At 57.2% G+C, this 25,181-nt stretch carries 21 protein-coding genes and 1 riboswitch; of the genes, 9 read left to right on the forward strand and 12 right to left on the reverse strand.

The window, feature by feature from the left end; all coding sequences use genetic code 11:
* Positions 1 to 7 precede the first annotated feature (7 nt).
* The 4 genes from PZA18_RS02575 to PZA18_RS02590 all read right to left on the reverse strand — a co-directional run bounded on the left by PZA18_RS02575 (position 8) and on the right by PZA18_RS02590 (position 5,677).
* The gene (locus PZA18_RS02575; RefSeq protein ID WP_284099220.1) at positions 8 to 1,162 is read right to left on the reverse strand and encodes a dihydrolipoamide acetyltransferase family protein; all 1,155 of its coding nucleotides are present in this window, start codon (positions 1,160 to 1,162) and stop codon (positions 8 to 10) included.
* A gap of 23 nt (positions 1,163 to 1,185) precedes the next feature.
* Complete coding sequence (locus PZA18_RS02580) at positions 1,186 to 3,510, reverse strand: hypothetical protein (protein WP_284099221.1); 2,325 nt, start codon at positions 3,508 to 3,510, stop codon at positions 1,186 to 1,188.
* A gap of 607 nt (positions 3,511 to 4,117) precedes the next feature.
* Positions 4,118 to 4,849 (reverse strand): substrate-binding periplasmic protein, encoded by a 732-nt coding sequence (locus PZA18_RS02585; RefSeq protein ID WP_284099222.1) that lies wholly within the window; start codon positions 4,847 to 4,849, stop codon positions 4,118 to 4,120.
* Between the two features lie 96 nt (positions 4,850 to 4,945).
* On the reverse strand, positions 4,946 to 5,677 hold the full coding sequence (locus PZA18_RS02590) for a substrate-binding periplasmic protein (RefSeq protein WP_284099223.1): 732 nt from the start codon (positions 5,675 to 5,677) through the stop codon (positions 4,946 to 4,948).
* A 158-nt stretch (positions 5,678 to 5,835) separates the two neighbouring features.
* Between PZA18_RS02590 and PZA18_RS02595 the strand changes: the two genes are divergently transcribed.
* Complete coding sequence (locus PZA18_RS02595) at positions 5,836 to 6,813, forward strand: GGDEF domain-containing protein (RefSeq protein ID WP_284099224.1); 978 nt, start codon at positions 5,836 to 5,838, stop codon at positions 6,811 to 6,813.
* 113 nt (positions 6,814 to 6,926) lie between these two features.
* Here the strand turns inward: PZA18_RS02595 and PZA18_RS02600 are convergent, their stop codons facing one another.
* From PZA18_RS02600 to PZA18_RS02610, 3 genes are all read right to left on the reverse strand, one after another.
* Positions 6,927 to 8,129, reverse strand: a complete 1,203-nt coding sequence (locus tag PZA18_RS02600; RefSeq protein WP_284099225.1) for a hypothetical protein — start codon at positions 8,127 to 8,129, stop codon at positions 6,927 to 6,929.
* 38 nt (positions 8,130 to 8,167) lie between these two features.
* Positions 8,168 to 9,277 carry a patatin-like phospholipase family protein gene (locus PZA18_RS02605; RefSeq protein ID WP_284099226.1) on the reverse strand — a complete coding sequence of 370 codons (1,110 nt, stop codon included), beginning with the start codon at positions 9,275 to 9,277 and terminating at the stop codon, positions 8,168 to 8,170.
* Positions 9,278 to 9,470: 193 nt separating this feature from the next.
* On the reverse strand, positions 9,471 to 10,592 hold the full coding sequence (locus tag PZA18_RS02610; RefSeq protein ID WP_284099227.1) for an ABC transporter substrate-binding protein: 1,122 nt from the start codon (positions 10,590 to 10,592) through the stop codon (positions 9,471 to 9,473).
* 50 nt (positions 10,593 to 10,642) lie between these two features.
* On the opposite strand from PZA18_RS02610, the gene PZA18_RS02615 reads away from it, so the two are divergent.
* A complete protein-coding gene (locus PZA18_RS02615; RefSeq protein ID WP_284099228.1) occupies positions 10,643 to 10,996 on the forward strand; it encodes a hypothetical protein in 354 nt (117 codons plus the stop codon).
* Between the two features lie 114 nt (positions 10,997 to 11,110).
* On the opposite strand, the gene PZA18_RS02620 is transcribed toward PZA18_RS02615, so the two are convergent.
* Together PZA18_RS02620 and PZA18_RS02625 are read right to left on the reverse strand one after the other, a co-directional pair.
* On the reverse strand, positions 11,111 to 11,971 hold the full coding sequence (locus tag PZA18_RS02620) for an LpxL/LpxP family acyltransferase (protein WP_284099229.1): 861 nt from the start codon (positions 11,969 to 11,971) through the stop codon (positions 11,111 to 11,113).
* An 11-nt stretch (positions 11,972 to 11,982) separates the two neighbouring features.
* Positions 11,983 to 12,870, reverse strand: coding sequence for a lysophospholipid acyltransferase family protein (locus PZA18_RS02625; protein WP_284099230.1), 888 nt, complete (start codon positions 12,868 to 12,870; stop codon positions 11,983 to 11,985).
* A 91-nt stretch (positions 12,871 to 12,961) separates the two neighbouring features.
* Between PZA18_RS02625 and metK the strand changes: the two genes are divergently transcribed.
* From metK to metF, 4 genes are all read left to right on the forward strand, one after another.
* A complete protein-coding gene (gene metK, locus PZA18_RS02630; RefSeq protein ID WP_284099231.1) occupies positions 12,962 to 14,131 on the forward strand; it encodes a methionine adenosyltransferase in 1,170 nt (389 codons plus the stop codon).
* A gap of 151 nt (positions 14,132 to 14,282) precedes the next feature.
* Positions 14,283 to 14,349: riboswitch (S-adenosyl-L-homocysteine riboswitch) on the forward strand.
* A 101-nt stretch (positions 14,350 to 14,450) separates the two neighbouring features.
* On the forward strand, positions 14,451 to 15,860 hold the full coding sequence (gene ahcY, locus PZA18_RS02635; protein WP_284099232.1) for an adenosylhomocysteinase: 1,410 nt from the start codon (positions 14,451 to 14,453) through the stop codon (positions 15,858 to 15,860).
* A 178-nt stretch (positions 15,861 to 16,038) separates the two neighbouring features.
* On the forward strand, positions 16,039 to 18,009 hold the full coding sequence (locus tag PZA18_RS02640) for a PhoX family protein (RefSeq protein ID WP_284099233.1): 1,971 nt from the start codon (positions 16,039 to 16,041) through the stop codon (positions 18,007 to 18,009).
* A gap of 141 nt (positions 18,010 to 18,150) precedes the next feature.
* A complete protein-coding gene (metF, locus tag PZA18_RS02645; RefSeq protein ID WP_284099234.1) occupies positions 18,151 to 18,981 on the forward strand; it encodes a methylenetetrahydrofolate reductase [NAD(P)H] in 831 nt (276 codons plus the stop codon).
* 76 nt (positions 18,982 to 19,057) lie between these two features.
* Here metF and PZA18_RS02650 read toward each other — a convergent pair whose 3' ends face one another.
* The 3 genes from PZA18_RS02650 to corA all read right to left on the reverse strand — a co-directional run bounded on the left by PZA18_RS02650 (position 19,058) and on the right by corA (position 21,375).
* Positions 19,058 to 19,657, reverse strand: a complete 600-nt coding sequence (locus tag PZA18_RS02650) for an ankyrin repeat domain-containing protein (protein ID WP_284099235.1) — start codon at positions 19,655 to 19,657, stop codon at positions 19,058 to 19,060.
* A gap of 33 nt (positions 19,658 to 19,690) precedes the next feature.
* Positions 19,691 to 20,323, reverse strand: a complete 633-nt coding sequence (locus tag PZA18_RS02655) for a lipase family protein (RefSeq protein WP_284099236.1) — start codon at positions 20,321 to 20,323, stop codon at positions 19,691 to 19,693.
* A gap of 80 nt (positions 20,324 to 20,403) precedes the next feature.
* Positions 20,404 to 21,375, reverse strand: a complete 972-nt coding sequence (corA, locus tag PZA18_RS02660) for a magnesium/cobalt transporter CorA (RefSeq protein WP_284099237.1) — start codon at positions 21,373 to 21,375, stop codon at positions 20,404 to 20,406.
* A gap of 261 nt (positions 21,376 to 21,636) precedes the next feature.
* Between corA and PZA18_RS02665 the strand changes: the two genes are divergently transcribed.
* The 3 genes from PZA18_RS02665 to PZA18_RS02675 all read left to right on the forward strand — a co-directional run bounded on the left by PZA18_RS02665 (position 21,637) and on the right by PZA18_RS02675 (position 25,180).
* The gene (locus PZA18_RS02665) at positions 21,637 to 21,966 is read left to right on the forward strand and encodes an FKBP-type peptidyl-prolyl cis-trans isomerase (protein ID WP_284099238.1); all 330 of its coding nucleotides are present in this window, start codon (positions 21,637 to 21,639) and stop codon (positions 21,964 to 21,966) included.
* Positions 21,967 to 22,444: 478 nt separating this feature from the next.
* The gene (locus PZA18_RS02670) at positions 22,445 to 22,981 is read left to right on the forward strand and encodes a TIGR00645 family protein (protein WP_284099239.1); all 537 of its coding nucleotides are present in this window, start codon (positions 22,445 to 22,447) and stop codon (positions 22,979 to 22,981) included.
* A gap of 339 nt (positions 22,982 to 23,320) precedes the next feature.
* Positions 23,321 to 25,180 (forward strand): M4 family metallopeptidase, encoded by a 1,860-nt coding sequence (locus PZA18_RS02675; protein ID WP_284099240.1) that lies wholly within the window; start codon positions 23,321 to 23,323, stop codon positions 25,178 to 25,180.
* Position 25,181: the final 1 nt, after the last annotated feature.

Raw genomic sequence — 25,181 nt, forward strand, 5'->3', positions numbered from 1 at the left:
ATCGACCTCACAGCAGCATATCGAGCGGGTTTTCGAGCAAGGCCTTGAAGCGGGCCAGCAGGCGGGCGCCGGTTGCCCCATCCAGTACGCGATGGTCAGCCGATAGCGTTGCGGTCATCACTGTTGCCACGACCAGTTCATCCCCCTCGACCCAGGGCCGGCGCTCGGCCGCACCGACGCCGATGATGCCGGCTTGGGGCGGGTTCAGAATCGGCTGGATCGCTTTCATGCCAAACATGCCCAGGTTGGATAGCGAGAAACTGCCGCCTTGGTACTCTTCCGGTTTGAGTCCACCTTGGCGGGCTCGTTCAGCCAGCTCGCGCATTTCGCTGGCAATTTCACGCACGCCCTTGCTACCGGCATCGCGGATCAGCGGCGTGATCAGGCCGCTGTCGAGCGCAACAGCAACGGCGATATCCACCCGGCCAAAGTGCAGGATGCGGTCGCCCGCCCATTGCACATTGGCTTCTGGCACCTGCTTGAGTGACAGCGCCAGCGCCCGGATCAGAAAGTCATTGATCGACACTTCCAGACCGGCATGACGCTCCTTGAGCTGTTTGCGAACGGCCAGTAAAGCGTCCATACGGCAATCCACTTCGAGGTAGAAGTGCGGTGCCGCCTTGGCTTCGACCATGCGCCGCGCAATGGCAGCGCGCATGCTGCCGACCGGCACGGTATTGAACGGCTGCTCGCCTGCTGGGGCCACTGCCAAAGGTGCGGCCACCACGGCAGGCTGAGCAGCCCGTACCACATCTTCACGGGTTACCCGACCATGGCCGCCGCTCCCCGCCATCGAGGTCAGATCCAGCCCATTGCGCTCGGCCTCACGCCGTGCCAGCGGGGTTGGCGCCGGCGCCAGCCCAACCGGCTGGCTGGCAACCTGCGCCGCCGTCGGTGCAGCCACCGATCTGGCCGGCGCATCACCCGCCTGCATGCGGGCAATCAAGGTGCCAACCTGAACATCGGCAGTCCCTGCCGCCACCAATATTTCGCCCATCACGCCATCGGCGTCGGCCTCGATTTCCATGATGGCTTTGTCGGTTTCCACCTCGGCAATCACATCGCCTTGTTCTACACGGTCACCCGCTGCCACATGCCACTTGGCCAGCGTGCCTTCGGTCATCGTCGGCGAGAGCGCCGGCATCAGAATTTCGATTGTCATGTCGTCCTCTTCTTCTCAGGTTCTTATTGGGTCAGCAGGCTGTCGAGCGCCTTGGCGATGGCAGCGGCGTCGAGTCCATGTAGCTGATAGGCATCAATTGCATCCGAGCTTTGGCCGAAGCGGGTCGGCCCCTGGCTACGGGTGCGGCGACCATCCACCGCTCCCAGCCAGTTGAGTGCAGCGGGGTGGCCATCATGCACCGTCAGCAACGGAGCCCCGGCAGGTAGCTGCCGAAGTTGCTGTGCCAACCAGCAGGCGTGAGCCTGGTGGTGCCATTCGGCATAGAGACGGCCGGGCGAGGTCACGGCCAGCAAGGCCACATCGTCGCCATACTGACTGGCGACAGCCAACGCTTCCGGGGCGACAACACCGCAATACACCACCGCCGCCCGACAGCCGGCAGTCGGCGCTTTCACCCAGTACGCCCCACGCCAGACGGCTTCGGCCAGTTCCGGGGTGATGTCCCGTCCCGGCTGTTCAATAGAGCGCGTAGACAAGCGCAGATACAAGCTCTCGCCTTCGGGTTGCTGCATCCAGCCAAAACCCCGTTCCAGAATCATGGCCAGCTCGTCAGCGTAGGCGGGTTCGTAGTAAACCAGGCCGGGTTGGCCGATGCCGATCAAAGGAGAGGAAATCGACTGGTGCGCGCCGCCTTCCGCTGCCAGCGTCACGCCGGAAGGCGTGGCCACCAGCACAAAGCGGGCGTCCTGATAGCAGGCGTAATTCAGGGCATCGAGCCCGCGCGCCACGAAGGGGTCGTACAAGGTGCCAACCGGGATCAACCGCTCGCCGAATAGGCGGTCAGACAAGCCCAGCGCCGCCAGATTGAGGAAGAGATTGTTTTCAGCGATGCCCAGCTCGATATGCTGGCCCGATGGGTGCATTTCCCACTTTTGGGCGGATGCCAGCTTGCGGTCGCGGAACACGTCGCGCTGACGGGCGCGCCGGAACAAGCCACGCTGGTTGACCCAGCCACCGAGGTTGGTCGAAACAGTCACATCCGGCGAGGTGGTAACGATGCGTGCGGCCAGATCACTATCACCTCGTGCCAACTCGTTCATGAGTTTTCCGAATGCCTCCTGCGTCGAGCCATGCGCAATGCCCAGACGTGGCCAGGGGCTGGGCAGCGCCATTGACGCCGCATGTTGGCGCGCCGCCGGCCGTTGATTGAACGGTGCCCGCGCCAGAAACGCTTCCAGCTCGTCGGCACTACGATGGCAACCTGCAAACTTGTGCCACTCCTCGCCCTCGGCCACACCATGCCGGCTACGCAGCTCGGCCACCTGTGCTGGCGTCAGCAAGCCGGCGTGGTTATCTTTGTGTCCCGCAAAGGGCAGTCCATGCCCCTTGATGGTGTACACGATGAAGCAGGTCGGCACATCATCCGCGCTGGCAGCAGCAAAGGCTTCGAGCAGGGTTTCGAGATCGTGGCCGCCAAGATTGGTCATCAGCTGGCCGAGTTCTTCATCGGTGTAGCGGTCGATCAACGCCAGCGTCTGCGCTTCGCCCGCCAGATCCTCGCGCAGCTGCTTGCGCCAAGCGGCGCCACCACCGAAGGTCAGAGCCGAGTAGACCGCGTTATCGCACTGGTTGATCCAGCGCTTGAGTGCTTTGCCGCCCGGCTGCTCAAAGGCCGCCATCAGCCGCTTGCCATACTTGACGGTCACCACACGCCAGTCATTGGCGCGAAACATGCGCTGAATCAAATAAAACAACCGGTCGTGCACGATGCCATCCAGGCTTTGCCGGTTGTAATCGACAATCCACCAGGTATTGCGCAGATCGTGCTTCCAGCCTTCGAGCAGGGCCTCGTAGATATTGCCCTCGTCCAGCTCGGCATCACCGATCAGCGCAACCATGCGCCCTGGCTGCGACTTGAGCCAGCCACGGCTTTCAAGGTAGTCCTGCACCAGCGAGGCAAATGGCGTAATGCCCGCCCCCAGGCCAACCGAGCCGGTCGAAAAATCGACGTCATCGTGGTCTTTGGTGCGTGAAGGATAAGACTGCGCCCCACCCAACGCCCGGAAGCGCTGCAGAGCATCGAGGTTTTGACGGCCATACAAATATTGGATGGCATGAAAGATGGGGCTGGCATGCGGTTTGACCGCCACCCGGTCTTGTGGCCGCAGCGCATGGAAATATAAGGCGCTCATTACCGTCGCCAGCGAAGCCGAAGAAGCCTGATGGCCACCGACCTTCAAGCCATCGCGGCTTTCGCGTAAATGGTTGGCGTTATGAATCATCCAGGTGGCGAGCCACAGTACTTTCTTTTCCAGCTCTGCCAGACAGGCAAGCTCGGCCGCAGAGATAACCGGCTTTACCGGCGCGACCAGTTCGGGCATATCCATAGCCCCTCCTTATCATTGTTGATTGAGCGTTACGCTCTGTTGACAATCACTTTGCGGTCCATCTTGGAGGCCCACAAAACAAGCGTCTGCAGAGCCTACAGCAGGGGCTATGCCAACACGCAAGGTGAATATCAAAAATCCTGAGTTCGACGCCGGAAAAACCTTCCCGACCGACAGATGGCGTCATTCAAGCAAACGCTAGGCTTTTGATTCGTCAGAAAGGTTCAAAACAAAGACGCGACAGGGGTTTGCGCCCAGTCGCCGAGGTAGGCAAGACCCATCAGGCTGGATCAGCCAAAGGACGTCATCGCAGAATTTCGCAACGACTGTAAACATTACGTTACAAGCCACACAAGCTTGCGGCCAAGCCACTTGGCAGGGTATTGATCAGCAAGGAAAGCACCCGACCGTAAACAAAAAAGTACAGAAGTAAAGAATTATTTACATCCTGATCTGTCCATGCCATCCATGCAAGATCCGGCAACCAAGCTCTGTTGACGTTCCATGCAAGCGATTGATTTTAAATGGGAAATTCGCGTTTGAAATTTCCAAATTCCCATTAAAGATCAAGCCGTTATTTCAAAACAACAACCGCGCCTAGCCCATCTCAACGATAGCGCTGAATCAGCTGCTCCATGGTTTTCCGCAATACCCCTTCACAAAGCTGGCGTAGTTGCGCCAGCTTCTCCGATTCCTTGGCCAGCGCCGAGCGACGTGACACATAGAGCACCAACGGATGTGTGGTGACTTCGAGAAAACGATACTCGTCCGGACTGAGCCGGGCCTGCTGCAGCAGCATTTCGCGGCCAGGGGAAGGAACATAGGTGGCATCCAGCCGGTCCAGCGCCAGCATGCGTAAGCCCTGTTCCACCGATTCAATCGGATATCGCTCGAATCGGGTGGCGGCATGCAGCTGATCCAGCGCATTGGAACCTCTCGGTACACCGACTCGCTTGCTGGCCAGATCACCAGACTCTAAAAGCTTCGGATAGCGACTGTACTTATAGACGACCCCTGCCTGCAGGTGGGTCAGCACACACAATCGCATCCCCACGGCGTCACGGCTATCGTCGGGAATCAGCATGGTCAGCTCGGTCGAGCCATCCTTCATCCCTTGCATCACCCGCAGATACGGAATGGTCTGGACCTCAATCGGCATGCCCGCCGCTTCGGCCATGGCCTTCAGGTATTCGGGTACTACGCCTTGGCCGGGGGTTTCAGGAAAGCTCCAGGGCGCTACGGGAATCGCATGCGCAGACACGACCCTGGCCTGAGCCACGGGCGCAGACATCCAGGCCAGACAAAGACCCCAAGCGGCGATGGTGCGAAGGATGCTCATTTGCGACTCGATTCTTTCAGGGTTCGGGATCTGCGAAAACTCACGAAAGCCGCCTCACCTGCTGCGCCCATCCGCAAACAACGCATCAAATCGCACTTAGCGATATCGTTGCATCAGCCCGTCCATGATCTTGCGCAAGGGGCCATCGCAAAGCTGACGCAGCTGCTCAAGCAGTGCTGGCTCGCTGGCCAGCGTCGAGCGGCGCGACACATAAATCACCACCGGTGAAGTCGTGACCTCCAGAAACCGGTATTCACCCGGATCAAGCCGGGACTCACGCAACAACAAGTCGCTACCTGGCGTCGAGACAAAGGTGGCATCCAGCCGGTCGAGCTTGAGCATGCGAAAGCCTTGATCGACCGTCTCAATCGGGTAGCGCTCGACGCCTGGCACCTTATCCAGCTCATCAAGGGCCTTGGTGCCGCGAGGCACCCCGATCCGCTTGCCCGCCAGATCACCGGGTTTGCCAATATAGGGATACCGACTGTGCTTGTAGATGACGCCAGACTGAATGCGCGTAGGCTGGCACAACCGCAGGGCAACCGCATCGCGTTCAGCATCCGGAATCAGCACCGTCAGCTCGGTCGAGCCATCCTTCAGCCCCTGCATCACACGCAGATAGGGCAGGGTTTCAACGACCAGAGGTACCCCTGCTGCATCAAACATGGCCTTGAGATATTCGGGCACCACACCTTGACTCGGCTTGTCGGGAAAACTCCACGGTGCTACGGGTACTGCGCGGGCGAGCACCACCCTGGCCTGTGCCACCGACAACAGCACGCCGCCCAGATTCAGACAGAGGGCTGCAACACAACAAAGGGCTCGCATCTTTAAGTTCTAGCAAGTGCAGGAGAAAACTGCGAGGCCCCATGTCCGTGCCGTGACTGCCATGCCGTTTTGCAAACAGTCGCCACGTAGCCAAGCCCCCAGCCATTTCCTATAAGTACTAGTATGAGTCTGCTGCCGGATGCGGACAGGAGGTCAGCGTGCTTGAGGAAGATGATCTGGTGATCCTGGGGTCTGCCCCTTTGTTCGAGGGCGTCGAGGTCAGAGGCTGGGCGTCACGGCATACCGACTTGCGCGTGGTCACCCTGCAAGGCGGCCAGGCTCTGCTTGATCCGTTACATGCCAACGAGCATATCTACGTCTTGCTGTCCGGCGAGCTGGAAGTGCTGCTACGCCCTACCAGCGAAACCCCCGTCGCCCGTCTGACACCCGGCTCGTGTACCGGCGATATTTCGATGATCGACGACAAGCCTCCAACCGCATACGTCGTCGCCGCCAGCGACTGTCGGGTGTTGCCGCTCAATCGGGCCAAGATGTGGGCGCTGATGGCAGAAGATCATCGTCTGGCTTACAACCTGCTGCAGGTGCTGGCCCAGAGGATGCGCGCCAATAATGAACTGATTCTGCAATCGCTCGAATTACAGGAGCGCTATCGGGCACAGGCGGAAACCGATGCGCTCACCGGCTTGCACAGCCGGGCCTGGCTGGAGGACATTTTCCCGCGTCAGGTTGATCTTTCCAGCCGCATTGGCCAGCCGCTGACCTTGTTGATGATTGATGTCGATCACTTCAAGCGGGTCAATGATCTGCACGGCCACCCGATTGGCGATCTCGCATTGCGCCACGTTGCCGGGCTGGTTCGGGCCAATCTGCGCAGTGCCGACCTGTCTGCACGCTATGGCGGTGAGGAATTCACCGCCCTGCTGGTAGCCACCGATCTGGAACAGGCCATCAACACTGCCGAGCGCCTGCGGGAGCGTATTCAGGAGACCCCCCTCCACCTGCCGAATGGCCAGTTACTCCCTCTGACCGTCTCGATTGGCGCAGCCCAGGCCAGAGCCAATGCCACTCTGGCCGAGTTGCTGGCTGCGGCCGACCGGGCGCTTTATCAAGCCAAGCAGGCAGGCCGCAACCGGGTGCGCGCAGCAGGTCGGACGCCGGTTGTCCTTCCCCAATAAGTTTGGGCTGCATTGAGGTTTGGTGTGCGGTGGCACCAAATCGGATGTAGAGGGCAGCCAAGAGGCAAAGCCGGCATGTCTCCAAAACCGCCAAGACTATGGGGCCATAGCGCCTAATGCTGCACCCCTTCGTCGACCGTTACCGGTGTCAGAGAGGTCACTTTCAGCTGCAGTGGTGACGTATTGGGCACGGGTGATAGCACAACTTTGACATGCTCCAGCGAGTCATTGAGCGCAACCCGCTCCAGCACCCAGTCTGCCGAGCCGGAAACTGGGACCGCATCGGCCGACAGTCGGTCTGTGCCGGTTGCCGCCACCAGTTCGAACAGCAGTTTCTGCGCATCCACCAGCTTGAGCCAGGCCGCTGTCATCTGCTTGCTACCGCTTTGCAGAGGAACCGCCGTCAGCAGCATCCGGCGGTCAGCAAAATAGATGGATCGCATCGGGAAGCCCATGTCCGCCACCATCGCCGCGTCCAGTGGCGTGACTTTCAGACGGCTGCCATCCGTCGGCACGCTACAGCCATTCATCAAGGTTTCGCGGTAATTGGTGCCATCCGTGCAGTCACCGATGTGTGAATAGTTCTGCGAAGAGCCCGGATCACTCTGCGGCAGATTGGTCAGCTTCACCGGTTCATTGCCATTAACCATCATCGACTCTTCACCGAGAAACACCAGCTGCGCCCCTGTCACCGGCGCCTCCGACAGCTCACTTCCGCTCTGAAACCAGGTCTTGCGGTCATAAACTGAACGCGCATTGTCGGGATAGCCTCCTGCCGGGGCCGTGTTACCCACGCGACGCGCAGCAATGCCCAGGCCATGCCCCAGCTCGTGCATCACAATCGACACCAGATCCGTCTTGTTCAGGCCCACGGGCTGGCTGCGTGTTTCCGGTTGTGTATCAATCCAGTACCACTGATCCATGAACGCCACATTGATGGTGATGGTGACGTCAAATTCACCGCCGGGATTGCTGCCACTGAGGATGCGCGACAAGGCACCTGGCTCGAATACCGTCTGCAGGCCCAGAGGGCGACTGCGCCCAACCGTAATGCCCGCCGAAAAGCGGGGTGTGGTCTGGTCCGTCATCACGTTGACGCGAATCGTCTGATTGCTATCAATCAACGCGCCCCAGCGCGCTCCCGCTGCCCGGAAATTGCGCTGAAACAGTGAGTCGGTTTTCAACCAGCCCCGTTTTTCAAATTCGCCACTGTGGTCCGAGAATGTGAAACTGAAGCTCGCCGCTTGCGCCGGCACAGCCAAACCGCACAGCAGCGCAGTAGACAGCAGGCATTGCGTCAGGGGATATCGCAGCATCGACAGCAACCTTTCTTCATGAGATTTCGCGTGTAGGCTCAAGCCAGCGGCATCGGCTCCACTTTGGCGTTGTAGCGAATGGCCAGCGCCTTTTCATGTTCCTTGCAGAAGGCCAAACCGGCGTTGAAGCCCACCTTGTAGAGTAGCTCCAGGTTTGAAGCCGACCAATCGAGCACCTTGGGCCAGTGCGCCTCGGGGATTCCCCCCATCAAGTCCACTTTCAGCAAGCGTCGCTTGGCCTCGCCAGTGGCCGGATCCAGATTGTGCTTCAGTTCAAACATGCGCACATCGTCTTTGGCAATCTCAACCAGGGGCGTAATGATCGAACGCACCCAGGCATCGTAGAGGTTGCGCGGCTCGGAAATCAGCTTGTAGGTGCCCAGAATGTCGAACACCACCAGGGTATCAAGGTCACGGTGCATGCCTTCCTGACCCGGCTCGTCCCGGACCAGCGCCTTGAAGTTGATGGTGTCGATGGCAGCGCCCTCGATAAACAGGTCGTCACCAATCTGATAAGGCGGATAGATAAACGGAAAAGACAGCGCGGCACGAAAGTGGTCTGGCGTTATCTCGTGCTTATTCCAGACCTGCATATGGCCACGAGTAATATTGTAGGCATTGATATAAAACTCAGGACCAATGCCCGGCAGACGACGAAAATCAACGATCTCTTCAGCAAACGGCACATGGGCACATAAGCCCTTGCTGTCGGCGTTCAGATCGGAAGGCGACATGGAGGCCCAAAGCAGCTGAATCCAATCGGAAGCCAGCCGCTGCATGGCGTTATCGCCAAACTGATCAACGATCTGTCGAGCCAGCGGATTGCCATAGAGCATCTGCCGGAACAAATCGGCAAACATGCCTGGCTTCTGGAATACCTTGTAATTGATCGGAAAGGCCCGATAAATCGAGTCGGATACGCCCATGTGCAGCGTGGACTCCAATGCCTTGATCGGGTCGCCACCATTCGGGGTGGCATACAGCAGGCCAATCAGCGCACCGGCGCCCGAGGTCGAGATCACATCGAACTCCACACCCTGGCGTATGAACGCCACCAAGGCCCCTGCCATCAAGGTGGCATTCGGGGCGCCACCGCCAATCAGAAGCGCCTTGCGGCGTGAAGGTGCGTCAGGAGGCAAAGCAGGCATTCAAATTCCTCGTATAAAAATAAAAGGGCCCACCATCGTAGCAGGCCCTTGTCATCATTACCGAAGAAACGCTAGGAATGTCACACAATAAGCAATTTGATCAGCCTTTTGTCGCATACGTCAGACACACGGCCCATGCAAATCCGCCCAACACTCCTCAATTTCAATCAAAATATTAGAATTTACTGATTCTTTACTGCCGCAACTCGCCATCCGGTCCAACAATCCCCAGCTCGACCAGATCAGACCCTTCGCGATCGCTCGGGCCAAATGTCACTTCGAAGCCACCGGCGTTGTAACGCCCCAATCCGTCGAGCGCTCTTTGCAGGCTGGAACGGGTCGGAGAGTTGCCGGCATGCTTGAGGCCTTCTACCAGCACCTTGGCGGCGATATAGCTTTCCAGGCCATTGTGCGATGGCTGGGCAGTGGGCACATACTTCTTCAGGTTTTCACGGTACTCACGTACTACCGACTTCACCGTATTGTTCGGTGACGGGACCACTTGCGAGATCACCATATTCTGCACATTGTTCAACCCGGCAAGCTGGATCAGTGCTTTGTGGTTAACGGTGGACACGTTGTAGAACTGTGCCGTCGAGCCAGCAGCGCGCATGGCCTTGATAAAGGCTGCCGTCGATTTATTGGCGGAAAACATCACCACCGCATCTGGCTGCGATTTGAGAATGGCCGCGACAGCCGCTTTCACGTCGTCACTACCCGTCTCGTAGCCACCCGACGCCGCCAGCTTGTGACCGGCCTTGACCATTGCGGCTTCGGCTGCCGCCAGGCCATCCTGACCGAAATCATCATTCTGGTAGAAAACCGCCACCTTGGTTGCGCCGGAAGACAGCGCCTGCTTGACCAGCCGCTGCGCCTCAACCTTGTAGCTGGCACGCAGATTGTAGAGGTATGGATTGATCGGCTTGCGCAAGGCGGCGCCGCCCGACAAAGGACCAATCAACGGGATCTGGTGACTGGTCAGCAGTTTCTGCTCAAGAATGGCTTCGTTGATTGAAGTACCCGCAATCGCAATCATGGCGATCGGCTTTTCCTGCTCGATCACCTGTTTGACAACATTGGCGGCATCGCCAGGCTTATACCCGCCATCTCGCGCCACCAGCTGGATCCGGTTGCCATTGACCCCGCCTTTGGCATTGATCGCCTCAAAGCAGGCTTTGACACCCGACACCAGATCATTCGACAAATCCGCCAGCACACCGCTCATCGGATTCACTGTTCCTACTACCAGATCGTCAGCATGCGCCGTGGCAGTCAAAGCCACCGCAGCAGCGATCATCAACTTTCGAAATTTCATGTCATCCCCTATTAACTTCACTCGGTCGTCTGCGCCGGTGGTCCCCGACGATGATTGTTTTAGGTCATACGGCGCATTTCGCCCAGCCCGGATTTCTTAAAGCAGGCAATGACTTTTCTGATACGCCTAAAAGATTTGCCCACCTAAAACCCCCCCTTTTTGCGCATGCCAATGCGACCTTGCCGGTAGGCACCCTGCAAAAGCAGACCGGCAGTAATGGCCCACCTTGTCGCTGTTGCCATTTGAATTTACAGATTGCCTTTCGCGAGGACCCTATCCAGGCTGACGCAACGGTAAATCCATATCAACAGAAGCAAGCCACCCTCCCCCAAGCGGACCGCAAATGTAACGGCGCCCATTCAGCAAGACAAGGAAAAGTCTGTTTCTACAAGTTTTTTGAATAACTTGTCAGACAATCAACAATTCAAGCGCCGTCTGCATGCCAGACAATGTTTATAGCCCTAATGGCTGATTTAAGCAGGGAGAAAACCGCGAGTTTTAGAGAGATTAGTCAAATATTAGTAATAGCGGGCCTGTCCTTCCGGGCGAGTTTTAAATCGCTTGTGCAACCAGAAATATTGGGCGGGCGCTTCGCGAATTCGGTCTTCAATGAATGCATTCATCCTGCGAGTGTCGACCTGCACCGTCTCGCCGGGGTAATCCTCCCAAGCGGGATAACAGCGCAAAACATAACCATCATTCTCGCGTCGTACCATGCACGGCACCACGGCCGCCCCCGCCAAACGCGCCAGCCGTGGCAAGGCCGGCACCGTCGCCGCCTCAACCCCAAAAAACGGCACAAAAATCGAGTCATCAGGGCCGAAATCCTGATCGGGCAGGTAATACGCCGCCTTGCCACGCTTCATGGCTTTCACCAACGGCCGTACCCCATCCTGACGAGAGGCCAGCTCGCTTTGCGGAAAACGTCCACGCTTCTCCACAATGATGGCGTCCAGATCACGGTTCTTCTGCTTCGAGTAGATGGTCACCATGGGCAAATCTGCCGACAGGCGGATACCTGCCAGCTCCAACCCGACAAAATGGGCGGCAAACAGAATCACTGGTCGCCCCGCTACGGCGCGCAGGTGCTCCTCGCCTTCCAGCCGCACCATGCGGCGCAGACGTTCGGGACTTGCGTACCAGCAGTAGCCATACTCCAGCAGCATGGTCGCCATATGCTGGAAGTGCTGACGTAACAGCTGCTGGCGTTCAGACTCCGTCAGCTCCGGCAGGCATAAGCCCAGATTGATCATCCCCACCCGCCGCCGTTCGCCGGCCAGGTGGTACAACAACCAGCCAAGCGCCTTGCCCATCAGGCTGATAACGGAAAAGGGCAACCAGGACAGGCACCACATCAGTGCTGCAACAAATTGTTTCATACGAGATTCAATCAGGAGAGGTTAGCGGTCTGTTCAGGAGCTGGATCAGCCCCGGCGGGCTGTTTATAGCGGTTGTAGCTCCACAGATACTGGGCTGGCGCCAGCCGGATCAGGTGTTCCAGATTGTGGTTGAGCAACGCCGCATCATGGCTTCTGTCACCATTGAATTCACCAACCATCGGCAAGATGCGGACACGATAACCCCGGCCCCAGGGCAAACGTTCCGCAAAGAAAAACAGCACGCAGGCATCCGCCGATTTGGCGAGTCTGGGCAGCAAAGTCATGGTAAATGCTGGCTTGCCAAAAAAAGGCGCCCAAACGCCTTCCCCGGCACCCGGTACTTGATCCGGCAGAATCACCACTGCTTCTGACTGTTTCAGCGTCTTCAGCAATTGCCGCACCCCCGCCGCAGTCGCCGGCGCGGTGCGCCCGTTGCCGCGAACCCGGCCGGCATTCATCAGCGGCTCAAGCCAGGATAGCTTGGGCGGCCGGTACATCGCAGTCAGCGGAAACGGCAGACGACTCGCCACGTAGCGCCCCGCCACATCGAATCCACCTAAATGCGGGGTAATGAACAGCAGGGGTCGTCGCGCCGCCAGCGCCGCCTCTACGTGCTGCCAACCATCGCAGTTCTTCACTAACGCTGCCACCCGATCTGGCGCACGGCCCCAAGCCGCCAGCACTTCCAAAGCCCCGCGCCCAGCCTCGCCAATACTGGCTCGGCGCAATCGGCTATAATCGTCTGCGCCAACTGCTAGTCCGCTTTGTCGCAGGTTTTCCGTAAGACGACGGGCGTACGTCCCGTCCACCCAGTACGCAATCCAGCCCAAAAGGGTACCCAACGCGTGGATAAAGGGCAGTGGTAAATGGGCAAACAGCTTCAAAATGAAGGTCGGCATCCAATAATCCTGTCAGACCCGGCGAAACCGGCGATTGTATCCGTTTCCACCCGGGCTCTGCCGACGAAACCAAAGAGGACTCTCATTTCTCATGCGCGAATTCCTGTTTACTTCCGAATCGGTCTCTGAAGGCCATCCCGACAAAGTCGCCGATCAGATTTCCGATGCCATCCTTGATGCCATCCTGACGCAGGACAAGCATGCTCGTGTTGCTGCCGAAACGCTGGTCAATACCGGCCTGTGTGTGCTGGCGGGTGAGATCACCACTCACGCCAATGTCGATTACATTCAGGTTGCCCGCGATACGATCCGTAAAATCGGCTACGACAGCTCGGATCTCGGCTTCGACTATAAAGGTTGTGCCGTGCTGGTCGGCTATGACAAGCAATCTCCCGACATCGCCCAAGGCGTGGATGAGGGTAAAGGTCTGGATCTGGACCAAGGTGCCGGCGACCAGGGCTTGATGTTCGGTTACGCCTGTGACGAAACCCCAACGCTGATGCCTGCGCCTTTGTTCTATGCCCACCGCCTGGTGCAGCGCCAGAGCGAATTGCGCAAGGATGGCCGCCTGCCTTGGCTGCGTCCTGATGCCAAGTCACAGGTCACGCTGCGTTACGACGCCGACACGGGCCGTCCCGTAGCCATCGACACCATCGTTTTGTCCACCCAGCATCATCCGGACATCGCCTATGAAGTGTTGAAGGAAGCGGTGATTGAAGACATCGTCAAGCCGGTGCTGCCCCCAGAGCTGATCAAAGGCGACATCAAATATTTCATTAACCCGACTGGTCGATTTGTCATCGGCGGCCCGCAGGGTGATTCTGGTCTGACTGGCCGCAAGATCATTGTCGATACGTACGGTGGCGCCTGCCCGCATGGTGGTGGAGCTTTCTCGGGCAAAGATCCTTCCAAGGTTGATCGCTCGGCCGCCTATATGGGTCGCTATATCGCCAAGAACATTGTCGCGGCTGGTATCGCCCGTCAATGTCAGGTGCAAGTGGCTTACGCCATCGGTATCGCCAAGCCGGTGTCGATCATGGTTGACACCTGGGATACCGGCAAGATCCCGAACGACAAGATTGTTGAGCTGATCCAGCGCCATTTCGATCTGCGCCCCAAGGGCATCGTACAAACGCTCGATCTGCTGCGCCCCATCTACTCGAAAACGGCAGCGTATGGCCACTTCGGCCGCGAAGAGCCCGAGTTCAGCTGGGAAGCCACAGATAAGGCCGAAGCATTGCGCGCTGACGCAGGCTTGTAAGACACGCACTTTTGAAATGGTTGTATTGACGTAATCCGGTATCGCTGAGAACCCCTTGCAGAACCTCTCAGAGGGTTCCAAAGATGCCAGCCGTTCCGTAACGGCCAATGAGCAGTCATTGATCATCCCGCCAGCTGTGTGGCTGGCGGGCAAGTCCGAGGAGCGCTGCGAGGTGGCAACACCCCAGGCTCGGCACAGAATAACGGCGCTCGCCTCTTCAACCCGTGCCGGACACGGGATGCAACGGATATCCGCCATCCAGGCGGAATCCAGAGGCGAGTCCTGCATCCCCCCGGCCGCACGTCATAGGAAACTGCACATGAACGCTGTGGCTAACAACTTTAGTGATTTCCACGTCGCCGACATCGGCCTCGCCAGCTGGGGCCGTAAGGAAATCCGCATCGCAGAAACCGAAATGCCCGGCCTGATGGCCACCCGCGAGGAATACGGTGTCGTCAAGCCGCTAAAAGGCGCGCGCATTGCCGGTTCGCTGCACATGACCATCCAGACCGCTGTCCTGATTGAAACCCTGACCGCCTTGGGCGCGGAAGTACGCTGGGCCTCGTGCAATATTTTCTCGACCCAGGACCACGCCGCAGCCGGCATTGCTGCTGCAGGCATCCCGGTATTTGCCTTCAAGGGTGAGTCGCTGGATGAGTACTGGGAATTCACCCACCGCATCTTCGAATGGCCGGGCGAACCCGCCAACATGATTCTGGATGATGGTGGCGATGCCACCCTGCTATTGATTCTGGGCAGCAAGGCCGAGAAAGACCGTAGCGTTATCGCCAAGCCGACCAATGAGGAAGAAGTCGCGCTGTACGCATCGATCAGCCGTCACCTCGACACCGATCCGACCTGGTACTCCAAGCGTCTGGCCGCCATCCGCGGTGTCACCGAAGAAACCACCACGGGCGTACACCGCCTGTACCAAATGGAAAAGGAAGGCCGTCTGCCTTTCCCTGCCATCAACGTCAATGATTCGGTCACCAAGTCCAAGTTCGACAATCTGTATGGCTGTCGCGAGTCCTTGGTAGACGGCATCAAGCGTGCTACCGACGTCATGATTGCAGGCAAGATTGCCGTGGTCGCTGGCTATGGGGACGTGGGCAAGGGTTGTGCGCAAAGCTTGCGTGGCCTGGGCGCTACCGTCTGGATCACAGAAATCGATCCGATCTGTGCCCTGCAGGCAGCCATGGAAGGCTACCGTGTCGTGACCATGGACCAGGCTGCATCGGAAGCCGACATCTTCGTAACCGCCACCGGTAACTACCATGTGATTGCGCATCAGCACATGATCCGCATGAAGAACAACGCGATCATCTGCAATATCGGCCACTTCGACAGCGAAATCGACATTGCCAGCCTGCGTCAGTACGAGTGGGAGAATATCAAGCCACAGGTTGACCACGTCATTCTGCCGGATGGTCGCCGCCTGATCGTGCTGGCCGAAGGCCGTCTGGTAAATCTGGGCTGCGCGACGGGTCACCCTTCATTCGTGATGTCCAATTCCTTCACCAACCAGACCATCGCCCAGATCGAGCTGTTCACGCGTGGCAATGAATATCAGAACAAGGTTTATGTGCTGCCCAAGCATCTTGATGAGAAGGTCGCCCGCCTGCATCTGAAAAAGATCGGCGCCAATCTGACAGAACTGACCCCAGAACAGGCTGCATATATCGGCGTTGATAAGAACGGCCCGTTCAAGCCTGCCCACTATCGCTACTAAGCAGGTCAGATAAACCCACCGCCTTGGCACATCCAAGACAAAAGGCCCTGCGGGGCCTTTTGTCCATCAATCAAGTCAAACTGCCCCATCGCAACATTTTCGCAATCTTGCTGTAACGGCCCATTCACGGTCGTGCGCTAGGCTGGCCGCCTTTCGAATTCTCCGCCAGGGCTACCCCATGTCGCACTTCAGCAAGCAAGACGAGCTCGTCAGCAACGAATCTGCCAATCCGACATTCTCACAATTGATTGAAGCCCGGTTGTCTCGTCGGCAGCTACTAGGCGGCTCGGCAGCCGCAACCCTGACCGGATTGTTCGGCGGCATGTCTTCGCTTGCGGAAGCGGCTAGCAAAACGGCCAAGCCCCCTATGCCCATGAAGCTCACGGCACTGGGCTTTACGTCCGTTCCATTCTCGACAGAAGATCGCGTGATCGTGCCGCAAGGTTATGTCGCCGAAGTGATTTATGCCTGGGGGGATCCTGTCGGGATCGCCGGTAATATGCCCGCGTTCAAGTCCGATGCCAGCAATACCGCGGAGGAACAAGCCGTGCAGGCAGGTATGCATCATGACGGTATGCGCTTCTTCCCCCTGCCGTTTGGCAAAGAAGACAGCACACGCGGCCTGCTGTGCGTGAATCACGAATACACCGACCCAGGTCTGCTGACCACTGACGGCAATGGCAAGATGACCGAGGCAAAGTATCGCAAAGCCATCGCAGCCGTCGGGATGTCCATCATCGAAATCGAGCGCCAGAAAAATGGCAGCTGGAGCGTGGTCCGCCCATCCCGTTACGCCCGGCGCATCACCGCCGACACCCCGATTGCGCTATCCGGCCCGGCCGCCGGCCATGACCTGGTAAAAACCGCTGCCGACCCGACAGGTCGTGAAGTGCTGGGCACCTTGCAGAACTGCGCCAATGGCTGGACGCCTTGGGGCACCTATCTAACCTGCGAAGAGAACTTCGACTTGGTGTTCTGCGATAACTCGCAAGCATCCGACCACGACTTCAACGTCAAACGCTATGGCGTCGCGGCCGAAGAGAAGCTGAACAAGTGGGCAGAAATTGATCTGCGCTGGGACCGCCAGATCCATCGCAATGAAATCAACCGATTTGGCTGGGTTGTAGAAGTGGACCCTTACGACCCGGAGTCCAAGCCCGTCAAACGCACCGCTCTGGGCCGCTTCAAGCACGAAGGCGCCACACCCGCCGTCGCCAAGGATGGTCGTCTGGTGATCTACATGGGCGATGACCAACGCTTTGAATACATCTACAAATTTGTCAGTGCCGGTAAATTCAATCCGAAAGATCGCAAAGCCAACCGAGACCTGCTCGACAGTGGCACGCTGTTTGTGGCCAGGTTCAACGAAGATGGCACTGGCGAGTGGCGTGAGCTGACCCAGGGCAAGAACGGTCTGACGGCCGACAAAGGCTTTGCTTCACAAGGCGAGCTGTTGGTCAAAACCCGCCTGGCTGCAGACGTCGTTGGGGCAACCAAAATGGATCGTTGCGAGTGGATTGCCGTCAACCCGCACAACCAGGGTGAGCTCTACGCCACCTTGACCAATAACAGCCAACGTGGCGCAGATGGCAAAGCCGGCCCAGATGCAGCAAACCCCCGTAAAAACAATCTGTTCGGACAAATCCTGCATTGGCTTGAGGCCGACGCGGACCCCGCCGCCACAACATTCAAATGGGATCTCTTCGCCAAGGCTGGACGCCCTGACACAGACAAGGAAGAGCACCGCAACGCTGGCTACAAAGGCGATGCTTTTGGCAGCCCTGATGGCCTGTACCACGATCACAACGGCGTTCTGTGGATTCAGACCGACATCAGCACCAGTACGCTCAACACCAAGGAATATGCGGGCATGGGCCACAACATGATGCTGGCGACAATCCCGGCAACCGGCGAGATTCGTCGTTTCCTGACCGGGCCAGCAGGCTGCGAAATTACCGGCATCAGCTTTACGCCAGATCACAAGACCATGTTCATCAACATCCAGCACCCAGGCGAGCCCGCCAATGAGCTGAGTGATCCAGCCAAGCCCAAGGCCATTTCAAGCTGGCCAGATGGCGCCGCAGGCGGTCGCCCGCGCTCAGGCACGGTAGCCATCCGGCGTCTGGATGGCGGCATTATTGGCAGCTAAACCTGGCATCAGCACGGCTTCGATGCGATGGCAACGAGGCCGTGCCGCAGTAACGCCACACATAACGCCATTCAACAAATTCATGAGCCCGCCAACGCGCCGATGGTAAGATCAAAGGCATCCATCTGCCTTGATAATGCCATGAGCCAGCGCACGTTCAGCTTCGAATTCTTCCCCCCCAAAACTGCCGACGGCATCGAGAAATTGCGCAATACCCGCAAACAACTCGGCCAGCTGAAGCCCAGTTTTTTCTCGGTTACGTTTGGCGCGGGAGGAACCACCCAGCAAGGCACCCTCGACACCGTTGCCGAAATCCAGCGCGAAGGTTTCGAGGCAGCGCCGCATCTTTCCTGCATCGGATCGACCCGCGCCAATATCGCCCACCTGCTACGTACCTATCGTGAGCTGGGCATTCGCCGCATCGTGGCGCTACGCGGAGATATTCCAAGCGGCATGGTGGAGGTCGGGGAGTTCCGCTACGCCAACGAGCTGGTTGAATTCATCCGCGCCGAACACGGCGACTGGTTTCACATTGAAATCGCGGCCTACCCGGAATTTCACCCCCAAGCCCGTAGTGCGCACGACGATTTGCAGAACTTCAAGCGCAAAGCGGATGCCGGCGCCAGCTCTGCCATCACGCAGTATTTCTTCAATGCAGACGCCTACTTCGCCTTTGTTGATGAATGCCAGGCGATGGGCCTGACCCTTCCTATCGTGCCGGGGATCATGCCGATCAATAACTTTACTCAGCTCTGCCGGTTTTCCGATAGCTGTGGTGCCGAAGTGCCGCGCTGGCTGCGCCTGAAAATGCAGAGCTATGGCGATGACACCGCCTCAATCAAGTCGCTCGGGCTGGACGTCGTGACCGACCTGTGTGACCGCCTGCTCACATCCGGCGCACCGGGTTTGCATTTCTACACCCTCAACGGCGCCGGAGCTGTCAGCACCATTTGGCAAAGACTGGGCTTGTAAGCACTCCCCCAAAACAAAACGCCTGGATTGCTCCAGGCGTTTTGTTTGTTGAATGATCCAGCGAGTCGCAGGCAGATCACGCTGCAAGTAACTGGCGCGCCGTCTCGTCGTACTCATCCTTCAGATCGGCGTTTGCGCCCGCCGCTTGCAACAGATCAACGATAGACCGATAACCTTCCTTGGCAGCCTCATGCAGCGCCGTCGTTTTCATCGCACCTTGCTGGTTGACGTTCGCACCATGTGCCAGCAATAGCCGCACAGCCGTTTCATTACCGCCAGCAGCCGCGAGAATCAATGCGCTGTCACCGTCTTCATTCAGGCGATTCACATCCCCCCTGGCAGCAATGCAAGCCTCCAGAAACTCCGGCTCGGGGATACCAACCGACAACATCAAAGGCGTCATCCCCGCCATCTCCACCGAAGTCAGATCCGGGCTAGCCCCCCAATCAAGCAGGCGCTGGAACGATTCGATGTCCCTCAGGTGCATGAAGAACGTCAAAAAGCAAAAACCTGAAGGGTCCACCTTGTTCAAAGGTATGCCTCGCTGAACCAGATCTTGCGCCTGCTCCGTCTGTCGCTGCCAAACCAGGCTGGCAAAAAGACGACTGGGCTCATCCGAGAAAAACGGACTGAGCGGATGCTCTTCCTGCACAGGTTGACTCTGCAATTCGTTCATAGACCAGTTTCCCCATGTGACTCCGGTTTAGTTTCAGGCTTGATCGGGTGCTAGCTTATTCAGCTCGGAAAGCAAGCCGTTCTTGGCGTTGATGCTATGGCCACTAGCGCCCTCCACTTTGTAGCGCTCTCCCACCTGAGTCAGGCCAAACGGCAAATAGCGCGTCTGGAGTTTCTGGCTAAGAGCATCTCCTTCCGAGTTGATATGCTCAACATGCGCTTGCTTGAGTTTGCTCTGGCCAGACCCCAGCTCCCGCAAGTCGATCAACTTATCGCACAGGTGCCCTGGCAAACCCATGGAGTTGAAGCAAGTCACCGGCACACCGGCCTTGATCCCGGCAAACTGGGCCAGCGTACCGCCCAATGAATGGCCCACCACATGCACATTGTCAGCGCCATGCATGGCTACCATCTCTTTGACCAGATCTCGCGCCATGCGGAATGAGCTATCTGCGACACCAAACGCCCCCAACGCGTCCGCTGCACAGGTGCCAGGCCGCTTGCCATCAGTGCCTTTGAACGCAACATAAACCTTGCCGTCAGGGCCTTTGCTGACGCTGACTTCCAGCGCAGAAGTCATCCGGTTGGTGCGAACCATAGCTTTGTGTGGTGCGTGTCGATTCCATTGAACCTGCCCTTTGTCTGATTGGCCTACTTTGATGGCCATTGCTTGCTTGGTAACGAGTGATGAGAAAGCTATCCCACCCACCTTTGGTAAATTTGCACAGCCCGAAATCTGTTATAGCGTTATAGCCAGCCCGCCTTGGTAAATCGCCATAGCAGGAAGAGATCCAGCACCACCATTGCCCCCAACGCCACCGGATAACCGTAGAGCGATTTCAACTCGGGCATGTGTTCGAAATTCATGCCATAAATGCCGGCGATCATGGTTGGCACCGCAAACAGCGCGCCATATCCGGCAAATTTTTTGCTGACGGCTGATTCATCGAGTGAGATGAGTGCCAGATTGACCTGAATCGCTGTCGCCAGCATGTCGCGTACCGTTTCGACGATCTTCACGATGCGCTCCAGGTGGTCGTAAACATCGCGAAAATATTCCTGCATCCCGGCACACACGCCGGGCACCCTGCCGCCGTACATATGGGAAATCGCCTCAAGCAGCGGGACCGCCGCATGCTGGACGGCCACCAATTTGCGTTTGAGGGCGTACAACTGCTCAATATTGCGGCGCTGTGAACTGCGATCGACAAAAATCTGCTCCTCCAGTGCTTCCAACTCGCCTTCCAAGCGATGAACGATGTCGAAATAGCGATCAACCACCGCATCAATCAGTGCGTACAGAACAAAACCGGCACCATGTCGCAACAAGTGTGGTTCGTTCTCGCACCGCTCCCGCACATTCAAAAAGCCGATGTCCGAGCGACTGCGCATCGACAGCACAAAATTGCGACCCACGAAGATATCGACCTCACCGACCTGGATTTCACCCCGGCTATCCATTTCGAGGACATGCACTACGCAAAACAAGGTCTGCCCGTACTCTTCCAGCTTCGGTCGTTGGTGACCATGCCGCGCATCCTCTATCGCCAGATCGTGCAAACTGAATTCTTCCTGCATAACGTCGATTTCTTCAGGCGTCGGGTCTTTTATCGCCACCCAGACAAACCGGTCAGGCAAACACACATGCTCGCTGATGTCCGCCACCGGAATATCAGCAAGCTTTTTTCCATCTTGATAAGCCGCGCAATTAATCAGCATGAATCATGACCTCCATGTATTCCCAACAGCGCCCATCCATGAGCTCAACGACATGCCACCACCAAGTACAGGTGCTGCTTAAATTAGATATAGCCAGTACAAGCCCTGGAACTGATCAAAAGTTGGCAACCTCATGCAGAGCAGGTGATGGGCAGGCGACAACCAAACCTTGCAGGCAAGGCGCCCGCCTAAAACCTGGACAGGCATAGCAAGGTCACCGTGAGGTGCCGTATCATCGCGGCCTTACTCTAGGAGTTCGCAATGACTGATACCCTGTTGATTGAAGATCTGACTGTTGGTGAAGGGGCCGAGGCCACCAAAGGCCAGACAGTGAAGGTGCACTACACTGGCTGGCTGACTGATGGCACGAAGTTTGATTCGAGCAAGGATCGCGGCATTCCGTTCGAGTTTCCGCTCGGCGCCGGCCATGTCATCAAAGGCTGGGATGAGGGCGTGGCCGGAATGCGCATCGGTGGCACACGCAAACTGACCATTCCGCCACAAATGGGCTACGGTGCTCGTGGTGCAGGGGGCGTCATTCCACCGAATGCCGTGTTGGTCTTTGAAGTGGAACTGCTAGGCGTCTACTAAGCGCCGGCTCACCGTTACCCGGTCAACGGCCATTGCAGGCATCGACCAGCTTCGGGGGCGGTACTCACGGGCAAGTCCCGAGAGCTACCGCCTCTGTCATCCGGCTGAGATCCTGCTTCTAGCCGCACCCGTGCAACGGCAGAGCGGACACCCCCTCTCTGACAGCACACATGCCGGTGGTCTGCTCGCCAATATGGCCGAAGCCAGCAAATCTGCCACAACAACACGATTGTAAATTAGGTTAATCCGCAGATTTTCTGCACACTTTATTAACCACTCCTTCAAAATTTTCGGCATCTGCTTGCCCGCCTGCCGGGTGATGATGAAAATTGACACAGCATTCAGATACCCTCTGCCACGCCGGCAACTTGCCAACCAAATGCCGGTTATATCGGCATCATTGCGCATGCCTGCACATCACGACCAGTCATGCCAAACCATCAAAAGTCCAAACCACATATCAGACACAGGAGAGTGCATGAAACGATTTGTCGATAGCATGGAGTCGTTCATTTTCTGGAGCCGATGGCTGCAGGCACCGCTATATATCGGCCTGATTGCCGCACAGGGCGTGTACGTTTACCAGTTCTTCATTGAACTTTGGCACCTTGTGCACGACGCCTCACAAGCCAATGAAATCAAGACAATGCTAACGGTATTGGGCTTGGTGGATGTAGTCATGGTTTCCAATCTACTCATCATGGTCATCATCGGCGGCTATGAGACCTTTGTCTCCCGCCTTGAGTTGATCAGCAATCACCCAGATCGCCCCGACTGGCTGTCACACGTCGATGCGGGTGTGCTCAAGGTCAAACTCAGCATGGCATTGATCGGAATTTCTTCAGTGCATCTACTGAGAAGCTTTATCAGCATGGGATCGGCTACCAGCAATGCATCGTCAACGGTTGACTATAATAATTTACAGTGGCAAGTCATCATCCATGTGGTTTTTCTGATCTCCGCCATTGCCATGGCCTGGGTTGATCGGATTGTCTCGAATAAATCCAAGCACTAAGCCCATCAGGCCCAACCTGGGTTGGGCCTCCCTCTGTCAGACATTCAAAATTATTTACGCATGTCAATGCCAAAAGCATTTGCCCGCGTGATACGCTCCATTCCCTTGTCGTTGCTTCGAGCCTGAACTCTAATTCGAGTCAGCGTCTACAGCCTTCTGTTTTCAAAGAACTTTCCCGGCCTTGCCGAAGCATGAAACGGATCTTGACAAGCTCACCGTGAAGCCTGTCTGAAGATTATTTTAATTTTTTTATCATCACGGTATTGCATTGTCATATGCAAAATGGTTAAGTACACACTGTTGCCAACGCCAATGGCATTTTCCAAAAAAGGGAGCAGCATGAACGTCGAGCAGAAAAACCGGGTCTTGCGCCTAGCGGCCCTGACCCTCGCAGTAGCCGGTGCGGTTGATAGCATGGCCGCAACACGAATTGATCTGAGCCAGCCTGGATTTCAGCGCGATGCCGTGATGAGCAGCGCCGAACTGCGGCCGACTTCAGCATCTGTGGTCACCGCCGATGGCAGCACCAAGGTGAAATATCAACAGTACTTCCAAGGCGTTAAAGTCTGGAACGAGTCCGCCCCCGTAGGTCGCACCGGGACAAATGGCGCATTGTCTGATGCCCCGGCATTCGATCATGGCACACTGGTTGAAGGCATTGCCGCCGACATCCCTAACGCCAAGCCCCGCATGAGCAAAGATGACATCCATCGCCTGATGCGTATCAATGCTTCGCAACAGGGCCACGCCGTTGCCAATGCCGAACACGAGCACATTGAATTGCTCGTCCGCCTGAATGATCAGGGCAAGGCAGAGCTGGTTTACCTGGCTTCGATGCACCTGCAAGGCAACAACCCAACCAGCCCAACCTTCCTGTTCGACGCCAACACCGGCAACGTAATCAAGAGCTGGGATGGCTTGGCCCACCGTGATGCAACCGGCCCTGGCGGTAACGAGAAGCTAGGCAAGTACTACTACGGTAAAGACTTCAAGGCTCTGAACATTGCTCAAGATTGTTCGTATGACACCGAAAATGTCACGACGATTGATATGGGCAACACCACATCAGGCAGCACCCGCCCTTTCCGCATCGCCAACTGCCCTTCTTCCGGTACTCCGGAAAACACGCAACGTCCAATCAACGGAGCCTATTCGCCCGTTAACGACGGCCATTACTTCGGCAACGTGATTTTCAATATGTACAAGGAATGGTACGGCACGCGCCCCATCCAGCAGAAGCTGACCGTTCGCGTTCACTACGGCAACAACTACCAGAATGCTTTCTGGGACGGCCAACGCATGACCTTCGGTGACGGTGGTTCGATGATGTACCCGCTGGTATCACTCGGCGTTATGGCACACGAAGTCAGCCATGGCTTCACTGAGCAGAATTCCGGTCTGATTTATGAAGGCATGTCTGGTGGTATGAACGAAGCGTTCTCAGACATGGCCGCCCAGGCCGCGGAAGAATATATGTTCGGCAAGGCCACCTACCTGATCGGTAACGAGATCATGAAGGGTAACCGTGCCATGCGTTACATGATGGACCCGGAAAAAGACGGCGCCTCCATCGGTCACGCCAGCAAATACAACTCTCGACTGGATGTTCACCACTCCAGCGGTGTTTACAACAAGGCATTTGCCCTGCTCGCCACCACTTCAGGCTGGAGCGCCCGCAAGGCATTCGAAGTTTTCCTGATCGCCAACAAGATGTACTGGAAGCCACAAAGCACCTTCAACCAGGGCGCCTGTGGAGTTGTTCAAGCCGCAACCGACAAAGGCTACAAAGCCGATGACGTTACAGCCGCCTTCAGCAAGGTGGGTGTGAGCTGTGATGGCAAGCCGATTCCTCCGAAGCCAGAACCAGGTGGCAATGCGAAGGAACTGAAGAGCGGTGTCGCCCTGACCAACCTGAGCCTCGCTGCCGATGGCAAGCAGATGTACACCATCGACGTCCCGGCTAACGCAAGTTTCCTGTCAGTTCGTACTGGCGCAGGTACCGGTGACGCAGACGTTTACATCAAGTTCGGTGCAGAGCCACAACCTACTCCGAACACTGGTGGCGATGCCCGCTCGCACGGCCCGAACAACACCGAATACGCTTTGATCAAGAATCCAAGGGCTGGTCGTTACTACGTACTGGTACATGCGTCCGAGTCTGCGGTAAGCGGCTTGTCGCTGATTGCTGTTGCACGCTAAC

The sequence above is a fragment of the Parachitinimonas caeni genome, from assembly GCF_030129945.1.
Lineage (GTDB): Bacteria > Pseudomonadota > Gammaproteobacteria > Burkholderiales > Chitinimonadaceae > Parachitinimonas > Parachitinimonas caeni.